The sequence below is a fragment of the Pyxidicoccus sp. M6 genome (assembly GCF_055568925.1).
The window spans coordinates 7,398,619-7,411,940 of the sequence record NZ_CM145714.1; the positions used below are offsets into that span (position 1 = coordinate 7,398,619).

The window sequence follows — 13,322 nt, forward strand, 5'->3', positions numbered from 1 at the left end:
CTGTCCCCAACAGTGAAGGACTCCCCGATGACACTCGCCTCCCTGAATGCCAGCTACCAGCCCCCGCGCACGCCGACGGAGGAGGTCCTCTGCGAGCTCTGGAAGGTGATGCTGGAGGTCGAGCGCGTGGGCATCCACGACGACTTCTTCCAGCTCGGCGGCCACTCCCTCATCGCCACCCGGCTCGTCTCGCGGCTCAACGAGCTCTTTCACCTGCGATTTCCCCTGCCCACCCTCTTCGATGCGCCCACCATCGCGGAGCTGTCAGAGGCCATCGAGTCCGCGCGGGGAGCCGCGGTTCCGGAACAGGACCTCGAGCTCCACCCCGGCTCGCACGGAAGCGACGCCCCGCTCTCCTTCGCGCAGGAGCGCCTCTGGTTCATGGAGCATCTCCATCCCGGGACGGCCACCTACAACATCCCCATCTTCTACCGCATCACCTCGCGGCTCGACCTCGGTGTGCTCCAGCGCGCCCTCGACGAAGTGCTCCGCCGTCACGAGTCGCTCCGGGCCACCTTCGCCTCCACGGCTTCGGGCCCTGTCGCTCGCATCGCGTCACCGCATCCCTTCCCCCTGTCGGTCATCGACCTGAGCCACCTCCCCGTGGACGCCCGCGACGCGGAGGCCTCCCGCATCGCCACCGAGCAGGCGCACCTGCCCATCGACATCCGCACGGGCCCCATCCTCCGCGGCACCCTGCTGCGGGTCGGCGCACAGGACCATCGGCTCCTCCTCACGGTCCATCACATCGTGTTCGACGGCCAGTCCATGGGCATCCTCATGCGCGAGCTCCGGACGCTCTACTCGGACTTCTCCTCCGGCCGGCCTTCGTCCCTCCCCGAGCTCAGCCTCCGGTACGCGGACTTCGCCACGTGGCAGCGCCAGTGGATGCCGGGACAGGCCCGGGAGCGGCTCCTTCCCTACTGGCGCAAGCGCCTCGCCGGTGCCCCCACGCTCCTCGCGCTTCCCACCGACCGTCCCCGGCCGCCGGTCCAGCGTTTCAAGGGCGCCCGGCGGACCTTCCACATCCCCGAGGAGACGGCGCTGGCCGTCGACGCGCTCAGCCGCAAGGAGCGCACGACGCTCTTCATGACGCTCCTCGCGGGCTTCTGCGCCGTCCTCCACCGCTACTCCGGGCAGGAGGACCTCGTCGTCGGCTCCCCCATCGCCGGACGCATCCGGCCGGAGGTAGAGGGGCTCATCGGCTTCTTCGTCAACACGCTCGTCCTGCGCAATGACCTGTCGGGCAACCCCCGCTTCGTCGATCTCCTCGCCCGTGTGCGCGAGGTGACCCTCGGCGCCTTCGCCCACCAGGAGCTCCCCTTCGAGAAGCTGGTCGAGGCCCTCCAGCCGGAGCGCACCCTCAGCCACGCCCAGCTCGTCCAGGTGATGTTCGTCCTGCAGAACGCGCCCACCCTGGAGGCGGCCCCGTCCGCCGCGCTCCAGCTCACCGCCACGGCGGAGTCCTGGGAGGTGAACACCGGGACGACGAAGTGCGACCTCGTCCTCTACATGGCGAGGACGCCCGAGGGCCTCCGCGCCACCTTCGAGTACGACACCGACCTCTTCGATGACGCGCGCATCGAGCGCATGGCCGGGCACCTCCAGGTGCTGCTCGAGGCCGCGGCCTTCGACTCGCGCCAGCCGCTCGCCGCGCTCCCCCTGCTCACGCCCGGCGAGCGACACCTGCTGCTGCACGAGTGGAACAGCGCTTCCGCCGACTTCCCCCGCGACCTCTGCGTCCACGAGCTGTTCTCCCGGCAGGCCGCTCGGACTCCGGACGCCGTCGCCGTCTCCTTCGGCGCCCACGGCCTCACCTACCGGGAGCTCGACGCGCGCTCCAACCAGCTCGCCCGCCACCTGCGCTCGCTCGGCGTGGGCCCCGAGGTCCTCGTCGGCCTGTGCGTCGAGCGCTCCGTTGACCTCATCGTCAGCATGCTCGGCATCCTCAAGGCGGGTGGCGCCTACCTTCCGCTGGAGGCGTCCTACCCCGCCGAGCGGCTGGCCTTCATGCTCCAGGACTCCCGCGTGGCGCTCCTGCTGGTCCACGACGCCAGGCTCCAGCACCTGCCGCCGTTCCCGGGCCCCATCGTCCGCATCGACGCCGATGGGGACGCCCTCTCCCGGCACTCCGCCCTTCCGCTTCCTTCCACCGCCTGCCCCGACAACCTCGCCTACGTCATCTACACTTCTGGATCCACCGGCAGGCCCAAGGGCAGCGCCATCCTCCATCGCGGCATCTCAGCCCTGCTCTTCCACACGAACTTCGTCCGCTTCTCCCCAGGGGACCGCGTCGCCCAGGCCTCCAACGCCTCCTTCGACCCGAGCACCTTCGAGATATGGGGCGCGCTGCTGCATGGCGCCCGCCTCGTCGGCATCACCGCCGACCCGGCGCGCGAGCCCCAGGAACTCGCCGCGCAGATCCGGGACGAGGCCATCACCGTCATGTTCGTCACCACCGCCGTGCTCCACCTGCTGGCGCGCCAGGTGCCGGACGCCTTCCGCCACGTCCACACCCTCGTCTTCGGAGGTGAGGCCGCGGACCCGCTGGCGCTGCACGAGGTGCTCCGGCACGGCCCGCCCCGCCGGCTGCTCAACGGCTACGGCCCCACCGAGTGCACGGTCTTCTCCACCTTCCACGCCATCGACGCGCCTCCGTCGCTCGGCCATCCCGTGCCCATCGGCCGCCCCATCACGAACGGCCCCATCTACCTGTTGGACAGGCACCTGCGGCCGGTGCCCATCGGAGTTCCCGGAGAGCTCTACGTCGCGGGCGAGCGACTGGGCCGCGGCTACTTCAACCGCCCGGAGCTCACCGCGCGGACCTACGTGCCCGACCCCTTCAGCGCCCGGCCCGGCGCCCGCCTCTACAAGACGGGAGACCTGGGCCGCTACCTGCCCAACGGCCGCATCGAGTACCTGGGCCGCGTCGACCTGCAGGTGAAGATTCGCGGCTTCCGGGTGGAGCTGGGGGAGATCGAGGAGTCACTGCGCCAGCACCCGGCCGTGAAGGACTGCACGGTGGTGGCGCTGGAGGTCGGAGGGGACCGCAAGCTGGCCGCCTACGTCGTCGCCCGCGGGCAGGCGCCCGCCCAGGCCTCGCTGCGCACCTGGCTGCGAGAGCGGCTGCCGGAGCACATGGTGCCTGCCTCCTTCACCCTGCTGCCCGCGCTGCCGCTGACGCCCAACGGGAAGGTGGACCGCCGCGCCCTGCCCTCGCCCGAGCCGGCCCGGGGGGATGCGTCCAGCTACCAGCCTCCGCGCACCTTCACGGAAGAGGCCCTGTGCCGGATGTGGGGCACGCTCCTGGAGATGGAGCGCGTGGGCATCCACGACAACTTCTTCCACCTCGGCGGCCATTCGCTCCTCGCCACCCAGGTCGTCTCACGGATTCGTGCCGAGCTCGGAGTGGAGATCTCGCTGCGCACGTTGTTCGCGGGGCCCACGGTGGCCGAACTGGCGCGGCACATCTCCCGCGCGGAGCCGCCGGTGGTGCTCGCACGGCCGGTGCCGCCCCTGCGCCGGGTGCCTCGCGAGGGGCCGCTGCGCGTGTCCTTCGCCCAGGAGCGCCTGTGGCGCTTCTTCCAGCGGGCGCCCGCGTCCAGCGCCTACAACATCCCCCGCGCGTTCCGGCTGAGCGGCCGGTTGGAGCCACGCCACGTCGAGGCGACCTTCCAGGCCCTCATCGCCCGGCACGAGTCGCTGCGCGTCACCTACTCCGAGGAGGAGGGCGTGCCCGTGCAGCGCATTCAGCCGCCGGCCGACTTCCAGCTCCGGGAGGTGGACCTGCGAGGACGGGAGGACCGCGAGGAGGAGGCGATGCGCGACATGCTGGCGTCCGCGCTGCGTCCGTTCGACCTGACGCGAGGCCCGCTGCTGCATGCGTCGCTGCTGCGGCTGGGGGACGAGGAGCACCTGCTGTTCTTCTGCATGCATCACATCACGGCGGATGGCTGGTCCATGGGCGTCCTCGCGCGCGAGCTGGGCCGGCTCTACACGGCCATCGTCGCCGGTGGAGAGGCCGGGCTCGCGCCGCTGGCCATCCAGTACCCTGACTACGCGGCGTGGCAGCGCGACTGGCTGTCCGGCGAAGAGCTGCGGGAGCGGCTCGGCTTCTGGCAGAAGGCACTCGCCGGGGCGCCCACGCTGCTGAACATTCCCACGGACCGGCCTCGGCCGGCGGTGCGTACGTTCAACGGGCTCCAACGGCCGGTCCATCTGGGGGGAGAGCGCAGCCAGGCGTTGCACGCGCTCTGCCGCCGCGAGCAGGTGACGCCCTTCATGGCGCTGCTGGCGGCCTTCGGCATCGTGCTGGCCCGGCGCGCGGGGCAGGAGGAGGTGGTCATCGGCTCGCCCATCGCCAACCGCCTCCGCCCGGAGCTGGAGCCGCTCATCGGGATGTTCGTCAACGGGCTGTGCCTGCGCATCAACCTGCACGGGAGCCCGGGATTCAGCGAGCTGCTCCAGCGGGTGCGCGAGGAGACGCTGGCGGGCTATGCCCACCAGGAAGTCCCCCTGGACCTGGTGATGGCGTCGCTCGGAGTGGAGCCGCCGGCGAACCGGTCTCCGGTGTTCCAGGCCATGTTCGTCCTGCAGAACGCTCCCGCCTCGCCGCTGGAGCTTCCGGGCCTCTCCGTGACGCCGGTCGAGGTCAGCCGCGGCTCTGTCACCTACGAGCTCACCCTGGCGCTGACGGAGACACCCGAAGGCTTCTCCGGCGTGCTGGAGTTCAACACCGACCTGTTCGAGCCGGCCACCGCGGAGGCGCTGGACGCGGACCTGGTGGGACTGCTGGACGCAGTGCTGGCGAACCCGGACCTGCCCGTGGGCCTCCACTGACTCGAAGGAAGCCGACAGACTCGTCGAGCGACTGCGCCGCGCCGCATACCAGCGACGAGGCATCGACTTGCTGTGTCACGTCCTCGCTCATCGCGAGAGCCAGGTCACGGGTGTAACAGTTCCGCCTGCTCCCGCGCGTAGTGCGTTGGTGGCAGTCCGACGTGGCGAGTGAAGGCAACGCTGAAGGTGCTCGCGGAGCTGTAGCCGACCTGCTCCGCGACCTCGGCGACGGTGACTTCCTTGCGCCGCAGCAGGTTCTTCGCCAGGGCCATGCGCCAGCCGAGCAGGTACTCCATTGGGGCAACTCCCACCGCGCGACTGAAGCGCTCGAAGAACGTCGAGCGGGACAGCGCGGCCTCTTTCGCCAACTCCGCGACGGTCCACGCCTGGGTCGGGCGCTCATGCATCCGTCGTATCGCGACGGCAAGGCGCTCGTCGGCGAGCCCGCGCAGGAGGCCGGGCGACGCCGCGGTGCCCGCCGTGGAGCGGAGGGCTTCGATGAGAAGAACCTCGAGAAGGCGGGCGAGGATGACCTCGCGCGCGGGCCGCCGCTCGCGGGACTCCTCTCTCACGAGCTCCACGAGGGTGGAGAGCCTCCGCTCGCCGCGAACGTGCACGAGCTGTGGGAGAAGCGGGACGAGCAAGCTCGCGTCCGGGGATGCGAAGACGCAGTACCCCACCAGCATCCGAACATCAGGCGGTCCACTTGAGTTGCCGTGTCTGACTTCTCCATCCGGCAACACGACGTGCGCGGTGTCGCGCTTCCCTCTTGGCGGTTCGAGGCTCGACGCCGTGAAGTCGAACGCCGACGGAATCAGAACGAAGTCCCCCTTCTCGAGGATCATCGGCGCTCGTCCGTCGACCGCAAGGCGGAGCGCACCCTCGAGCACCGCGCAATAGAAGGGCCTCCCGGCTTCCGCGCGCCGAACGCTCCACCGCCCTGCCCCACTCACCCGCTTCGAGAACGGAGCGCCCGGCTGGAGCAGTGTGACCACTTCCGCGAGCGGATCGACCATTACCGGACTCCTGCAAATGAAACGCGGACTTCCTGTTGTAGCACGTCCGGTCTCCGCTCCCTATCGTCTGGGCCACTGAAACCACCACCCACAGGAGACGCCATGAAAACGATCTTGCTCACTGGATGCTCGTCCGGATTCGGCCTCGAAACCGCCCGCTACTTCCTCGAGCGCGGCTGGAAGGTCATCGCCACGATGCGCACGCCGCGCGAGGACGTGTTGCCCCGGTCCGAGCATCTGCGCGTGCTCGCGCTCGACGTCACCGACCCGCAGAGCATTCGCAAGACGGTGGAGGCCGCCGGCCCCATCGACGTGCTGGTCAACAACGCGGGCGTCGGACTGCTGAGTGTCTTCGAGGGCACCTCGATGGAAACGGTCCGCGCCACCTTCGAAACGAACACGTTCGGTGCGATGGCGGTGACGCATGCGTTCCTGCCTCAGTTCAGGCAACGGAAGACAGGTGTCATCGTGAACGTCTCGTCGAGCACGACACTGAAGCCGCTCCCGATGCTTGCCGTGTACACCGCGAGCAAAGCGGCGCTCAACGCGTTCACCGAGTCGCTCGCGCTGGAGCTCCAGCCCTTCAATGTGCGGGTGAGCCTCGTGCTTCCGGGGCAGGCCAGGGAGACATCCTTTGCTCAAAACGCACAGGCTCAGATGCAGAAGCAGGGCGTCGCCGTCCCCGAGGCGTACTCCGACTTCGCGCGGAGCGTCTTCGAGAGAATCACGGGGCAGAGCCCGGGGCCATCCACCCGGTCGCTCGACGTGGCAGAGGTGATCTGGCGCGTGGTGAACGATCCGTCGAGCCCCATCCGCCAGCCCGCCGGCGCGGACGCCGTGGAGTTGGCCAAGGCCCGTTGAGACGGCGCTCCCCTCCACTTGCCCTTCACCACCTGGGACTACCGGCCGCCCCATCTTCCGCCGGACCTGAGTCCAGGAGCAGGCCCGCCACCAAACCAGGACCGGCTCACGACGCCCGCTCGACATCACAGCGAGGCGCGGGCGCGTCTATCCCTTGAGGCCGGCGGCTCGCCCTCCTCCATTCCACAGAGGACACAACCATGGGATTGCTCGATAGGTTGAAGAGTGCAGCCAATCCACGTCACATACGTCGCCATCGGCAGCGCCACGCCACGCCCTACCGCACGGCGCGCCCCGACCGTCACGTCTCCCGCGGCGCGCGCGCGCTCGCTGCCTCGCTCGCGTTGACCCTCGCCACCACCCCGGCCATGGCGGCGGTCAAGACCGTCACCGTCCTCCCCGACGGCACCTTCTCGCCCAAGGTCGTCAGCATCGCCAATGGCGACTCGGTCGAGTGGGTCGGCCTCCGCCGCACCGACGCGGTGGCCCGCCTCTCGACCCCCGCCCTCGCGCCCGGCGGCGTCCTCGGCGCGGTCGACACCGACGCCGTCTGCTCGAAGGGAGCCAACCCCGACGATCCCGCGTTCGTCGCGCCGGTCTTCGCCTACCGCCAGGCCTACGAGGGCATCAACGCCAACGAGCTGACCGGCCCCGGCCGCCGCGCCCTCTCCGGCATCTGGGCCCTCGGCCCCGAGGGCAACAACACCAGCAAGATCGAGATCCCGAGCGCCGAGGCCGACGAGATCCGCCCCGGCATCGTCGCCACCGAGAGCTGCAGCGCGCTCAACGATGCCGCCCACGACGTCACGATCAGCGACGGGCTCGGCAACCCGATCGCTGTCTACAAGTACGACTACTCCGACGCGGCGATCACCAGCGGCGACAACGGCTGGGAGGTGCCGCTGCCCAACCCGGTCGCCGATCTCACCACCCGCGCCCAGTCCCGGCTATGCAACGCCATCGCCTTACGGTGCGACGGCGCCGGCGACCACTGCGAGCCGGTTGCCCCCGATCCCGCCGAACCCGTCACCATCGCGCCCGGCGTCTATTACAACGGCCTGCTCACCTCGACCTACGAGAACGAGGACGTCACCGGCGTGGTCCTCCGCTACAACTGGAAGGACCTCCAATACGACGACAATGGCGTCATCACCGAGCGCTGGCAGCACCTCGAGCGCGAGCTCGAGCGCGCCATCAAGCACGGCAAGCTGGTCACCCTCGACATCCGCGCCGGCATCTTCGGCACCCCCGACTGGATCTTCTCCGACTGGCTGCGCAACGACGATGCCCTCGACCAGGACGACGCCCACGCCGCGCCGTGGTGTGCGGCGCCCGGTCCGTGCGCCTACGGCGTCGGCGACGCGCCGCCCGGCGCCGGCCAGGTCGAGGACCTCGAGTTCGTCGACTACTACGGCGAGCAGCCGCCAGGCGACGGCTGCGGCAACCGGATGCGGATCGGCGCCCCCGGCGACCCCCACTACCGCGACCTCTACGCCGGCTTCATCGCCCGGCTGGCCGGCCACCTCGCCACCGACACCCGCTGGCACCAGGCGGTCGCCCACATCAAGATCTCGGGCGCCAACCTGCAGTCGTCGGAGGCGGAGCTGCCCCACCACTGCGACGATCAGTACGTCAACCTCGGTGACCACCAGGTCGACCCCAAGAGCAGCACCGCCACGTCCGAGGGCGACCGCGTCCTCGACGTCTTCAAGACCCTCAAGGCCAACGGCGCCCGCAAGACGAGCGAGTGCGAATGCAACACCAAGACCTGGCGCGATGCCGGCTACGAGCCCCAGCAGTTGTTCGATTACTACGCCACGGTCGAGCAGCAGATCATGAACAGCTTCTTCGGCGAGAAGTCGATGGGCTACCAGCTCCTCCAGGGCGGCTTCCCGCGGGCCGACCACGCGACCGGCGGCTTCATGGGCGACCACCTGTACCGCGAGAATCTGGAGTTCGCGGGCCCGCCAGCGGCCGGCCCGCCTGGCGGCTGCGGCAACGGTGTGGTCAACGCCAACCTCGGCGAGCTGTGCGACGACGGCAACGCCGACGAGACCGACGGCTGCCGCACCGATTGCAAGCCGACCTACAAGGCAAACGCCGGCTTCGAGGCCGGCCAGGTCTGCACGACCTCGAGCGTCGGCCCGAGCTGGGTGAGGCCGCCGGACTGCGCCAACATGCTCGAGGACCCGGCCGCGCTGGTGTTCGAGGTCAACGAGGACCAGGTGGCCGGCACCGCCGAGTACTGCACCAGCGACCAGACCCCCTATCCGGCCACCCCGCACAACGTGTTCCTCGATATCGCTCCGCTCGAGCCCGATCCGCTGCTGCCGCCATATCAGAGTATCGCTGATTTCAACACCGACCTGTGCAGCAGCGCGCGTTACCCGCGCGGCACCAAGCAGGCAGAGACCGTCCTCAACCAGGCTGGCGACGGGCGCTTCGCCACCGCCGGGTTCGCCGGGACCGACCCCGTCGCCGGCAAGCTGTTCGTGCCCCAGCACAGCGGCCTCCAGCCGCTGCGAGAGGAGAAATCGCCGCTCGGCTTCACCGATCCGGAGATCGGCCCGAGGGCTGCGTGCACCCACCAGCTGCCGATGCTCGAAGCCGAGCCTGCCGGCTTGCCGGCTGCGGTCGGCGCGAAGGTCGCGGACTTCCCGATCGCCAAGACCACGCCCTCCGATCCCACCGCCGGCTGCCCCAACCGCTGGATCGTCGATCAGGGCAAGGACCGCGACCCGGCGCCGTTCACGCCGTTCCCGTCCCTGCCGTGGTTCACCTACAACATCGACTACCCGCCGCAGCTCACCGGATTCCAGACCAACAACGGCGTGTTCAGCCCGGCCCACGTCGAGTCGACGCTGATGAACCTCGTCTACAACAGCAACGCGGTTTTCATTGAGCTGTACGAGACCGCGATCTGGCAGATCCGCCGCAGCCGCGGCATGGGCCAGACCGCGGTGCCGCTCGACGATCCGGATGCGCCGGTGCGGCTCGCGCTCCCCGCCTGCACCGCCTGCCCGCGGCCCGACACCTGCTACTCGAAGAACCTGTCCCAGTGGTCCGAGGAGCTCCACCTCCGCCGCCTCACCGCCGCCGACCACGCCGCCCAGTTCCTCGGCGATCGCTTCCGCGGCTACGACAACCCGTTCCCGGTCAATTACCGCCAGAAGTTCGTCAACACCACCGGCGTGAACGAGTACCACGCGTACATCGACCCCAGCCACTGCGACCCCGCCCTCCTCAACCTCACCGCCGGCAACGGCGTCCCCGGCGCACTCGGCCTCATCGAGGTCCGCCCCTGATCGCAGCCCGGTGAAGGCTCGGACCTGAGCTTGCCCCGGGCCGTGGACAGCGTGGTGACGCGGCCTGCGCGAGGTCGCCTTTCAGCCCTGAGCCTGCCCGCGTCCCGCTCAACGAAGGATCGTGATTCTCGTACTAGGAGCTCGGGCGCAGCGCGCGCTCGAGCTCCTGCCGGGTCTGGGGCGGCACCTGGTCGAGCCAGCCCGGAGACAGGGTCGCGAGCGGCCGGACCGCGGGGCCCGCGTCCCGCAGGAGCGCGGTGCTGGGGACGCGCGCGGCGTGGGCCGGCACTTCGTACAGCGCCACCGCGAGCGCTGGCAGTTCGTCACGTGTGACCTCATCGCTTCGGAGTCGCACGGCGAACTCTGGGTGCGGGTTGGGGCTCACGTGATGCACCTGCTGCTCCGGCGGGCCGTGCGGGTTGGCGTAGGACCGCCGCACGCTCAGGTCGGGGAGCGAGCCCAGCGATACGCGCCTGCCCCCGACCGTCACCTCATACGCGTAGCCAGGTCCGGCGTCCCGGGGGTCGACCAGTTGCCCTGGCAGGTGGCGTGCGTCGACGATGCGGAGCCGACTGCCTTCGACGCGCAACCGAAGCTGCAGATAGCCGGAGCCCGCAGGTGTGTCGGGCGTCACCGCTGCACGCGAGCGCGGCGGCGACGCTTGCGGCGGTGCAGGCCCACCGCCCGCCGGGGCGCCGGGCGTTCCGGGGAGCGCGGATGTCGGCGGCATCGCTTCAGCGGGACCTTGCGGACCGGAATGCTCGACAGGCTCGGGGTCGCGATTGTCGTGTCGATGCGGAGACATCATCGACTCCTCATGACGGGTTGAAATAGTGGAAGTTGTGAATCCAGCGCACGTACCGTCTCTCGAGCTCGAGACCGGGTGATGACGCAATCATTCCCAGCCGATCTGCGTCGTGAACCACCAGCCCATGGTGCTGCCCGGGGCCTTTGTACGCACACACGTCGAAGCGGTCCTGACTGCCGAAGCGCCATCCCCCGAGCGCATCGCTCACGCGGCTGCACGACAGCTCCGTGCCTTGCGAGGTGATGCGGCCGAGATACGTCACCGCCCAGTCGCGCGCGTTGTGGACGTACATGCCGGTACGCCCGCTGCCATCACAGTCGGCCGGGAGCCATCGGTCATTCCGGCTCATCGTCCAGCCAGGAAGCGAGGCGGTATAGCGCTGGACCGCCTCGAACCCGGAGCCGGTCTGCCGCAGGACGGCCAGATAGGGCACGGCCCAGTCCTGGGTGTTCACCACATAGATTTCATCCCGCATGTCGCCATCGACATCCGCCGGGAGATACTGGTCTGAAGCCCGCATCGTCCAGCCCGGCAGGACCTGCTGTTGGCGCGTGATGCGTGACACGACGCCCCCGTCGACGCGGAGCGTGGCGAGATAGGGCACCGCCCAGTCGCGCGCGTTGAACACCCCAATCTCCGAGCGTCCATCTCCATCGAAATCGCCGACGAAGTAGCGGTCGTGCCTGCGCAGGGTCCAGCCTGGAACCTCGCCATCCACGCGGCTGACCAGCGCGAGCGCCGAGTCGCTCAACCGCAGCACCCCGAGGTAGGGGGTTCGCCAATCACGGCTGTTGCTCACGAGCAATTCACTTCGTCGGTCACCGTCGACGTCGGCCAGCAGCAGCCGGTCGTTGGGCGCCAACCGCCACCCCGGCAGGTCACCGACATGGACCGCGCACACCCGCAGGCCCTGCGCCGGGTCGCGGCGGATGACCGCGAGCCGTGGCGTGTCCCCATCGGTCACGTTGAGCACGACGAGCTCGTCGGCGCCATCCCCGTCCAGGTCCCCCACGAGGTAGCGGTCGTTGGGCTGAATCACCCAGCCACCGGGAATCACGCCGACGTGCTGAGCCGCGAACTCGAAGCGGTCCCCCGCCGAGGCGTACAGGGTCACGAAGCGATCGTTTGCGACCAGGATGCCGTCGTGCCCTGTTCCGAAGAAATCTCCGGCGGTGACCCGGTCGAACCGGCGGCCCGTGAACGCGTCGTGCCGCCGCTTGAGCTCCGAGTAGCAGACCGGGCAGTACGGAGGCAGGTTGCCACGCATCCGGCAGTTCTCGACCGGTCGATAGACCCGGGCATCCTTGTACGACGCTCCCTCGAACAACCCGACGTCCTGGTCAGAGCTCCAGTCCGCTGGACGCTCGCCCTGGTTCCAGTCGGAACATCCGCCGGCCCCGGGCTGTGGATTGGCTCCGGTGGGAATGGGAGTGCCCGGTGCGACGAAGTGGCGCCACTTGAGCGTGGCACGGTCGCTGTTGGCGGTGATGTTGGGGCTCGACGGCTCTCCCCCTGTCCAGATGCCGGGCTGGCAGTATTCGTCGGCGAGCGCGCCGGCGGAGTGCCCGAACTCGTGCGCCATGACCTCCCATCCGCCATTGAGGGTCACCCAGAGATACCCGCCCCCTCCGCAGCCCCCGAAGCCCGTAGAATTCAAGATGACGACGACGAGGTCGTGCTCGGGCGCCCACGTGTTCAACACCGTCTGAAGACGCGTCCAGGAGTCCGCGCTCCCTTCGAGCCAGCAGTGCGCCCACGAGCCGTTGTAGATGTACCCGAGCGGGGTGTCGTGGAGGGTCTCGCTCGCGATCGTGTCGTCACTCGGATCGGTATAGGTCCCTTTTTCGTCGTAGGTGCGCTGGCTCACCCCCGAATCGTGCGAGATGAGGTTGATTCGGACGATGTTGAAGGCACAGCCGTCCTCGGCGAAGTAGTCGTGCCCGAAGACGCCGCGAACCAAGACATCTTCGACCGCGCGATTGAAGGCCTCCTGGTCATTCTCCGCGAAGCCATCTCCCACGACGACAATCGTCTTCTTGCTGCCCGGGGGACCGGCAAACCAGATGTTCGTGGCTGAATCCGCCGCCATGTTCGAGCTCCGGTTCTCGCGTTCTCACGGCATGTAGCCCGAACCGACCCAGGCGGCCTCGTCGGCCACGCCCGCGGGCTCCAGGCCTGTGTGGACGAACACGAAGCCGGGGGGTTGGTCGTTCAGGGTGACACTGACCGGGTCCTCGTTGCGGAGCATGTCGATCAGCAACTGAAACGAGCTCATCCGGAAGTACGCCGTCGCGGACTCGAGATCCGCCATGAGCACCGGCCTTGGCACCGCGGTCGTGTCGGATACGAAGAGGACCGTGACGCGCAATTTCTCACTGTCGTAGAGCCCCACTCCACCGGGGCCTCCAGCATTGGCGTCAAACCTGTATTGATAGCGCGTGATTCGATAAATCTTGAAGGCCATGCGTCTCCCTCTCCTGGTCGGTCGGGAGT

General features: G+C 69.1%; 7 protein-coding genes. 3 read left to right on the forward strand and 4 right to left on the reverse strand.

Going from position 1 to position 13,322, the window contains the following annotated elements:
* Positions 1 to 27 precede the first annotated feature (27 nt).
* Positions 28 to 4,839, forward strand: a complete 4,812-nt coding sequence (locus ACVTJA_RS29075) for an amino acid adenylation domain-containing protein (RefSeq protein ID WP_465824497.1) — start codon at positions 28 to 30, stop codon at positions 4,837 to 4,839.
* Positions 4,840 to 4,943: 104 nt separating this feature from the next.
* On the opposite strand, the gene ACVTJA_RS29080 is transcribed toward ACVTJA_RS29075, so the two are convergent.
* A complete protein-coding gene (locus tag ACVTJA_RS29080; protein WP_465824499.1) occupies positions 4,944 to 5,855 on the reverse strand; it encodes an AraC family transcriptional regulator in 912 nt (303 codons plus the stop codon).
* A gap of 102 nt (positions 5,856 to 5,957) precedes the next feature.
* Between ACVTJA_RS29080 and ACVTJA_RS29085 the strand changes: the two genes are divergently transcribed.
* Positions 5,958 to 6,716, forward strand: a complete 759-nt coding sequence (locus tag ACVTJA_RS29085) for an SDR family oxidoreductase (RefSeq protein WP_465824501.1) — start codon at positions 5,958 to 5,960, stop codon at positions 6,714 to 6,716.
* A gap of 200 nt (positions 6,717 to 6,916) precedes the next feature.
* Positions 6,917 to 10,021 (forward strand): hypothetical protein, encoded by a 3,105-nt coding sequence (locus tag ACVTJA_RS29090; protein ID WP_465824503.1) that lies wholly within the window; start codon positions 6,917 to 6,919, stop codon positions 10,019 to 10,021.
* A 133-nt stretch (positions 10,022 to 10,154) separates the two neighbouring features.
* Here ACVTJA_RS29090 and ACVTJA_RS29095 read toward each other — a convergent pair whose 3' ends face one another.
* The 3 genes from ACVTJA_RS29095 to ACVTJA_RS29105 all read right to left on the reverse strand — a co-directional run bounded on the left by ACVTJA_RS29095 (position 10,155) and on the right by ACVTJA_RS29105 (position 13,293).
* A complete protein-coding gene (locus tag ACVTJA_RS29095) occupies positions 10,155 to 10,376 on the reverse strand; it encodes a hypothetical protein (protein ID WP_465824504.1) in 222 nt (73 codons plus the stop codon).
* A gap of 460 nt (positions 10,377 to 10,836) precedes the next feature.
* Positions 10,837 to 12,918 (reverse strand): M64 family metallopeptidase, encoded by a 2,082-nt coding sequence (locus ACVTJA_RS29100; protein ID WP_465824506.1) that lies wholly within the window; start codon positions 12,916 to 12,918, stop codon positions 10,837 to 10,839.
* A gap of 24 nt (positions 12,919 to 12,942) precedes the next feature.
* Positions 12,943 to 13,293, reverse strand: a complete 351-nt coding sequence (locus ACVTJA_RS29105) for a hypothetical protein (protein ID WP_465824508.1) — start codon at positions 13,291 to 13,293, stop codon at positions 12,943 to 12,945.
* Positions 13,294 to 13,322: the final 29 nt, after the last annotated feature.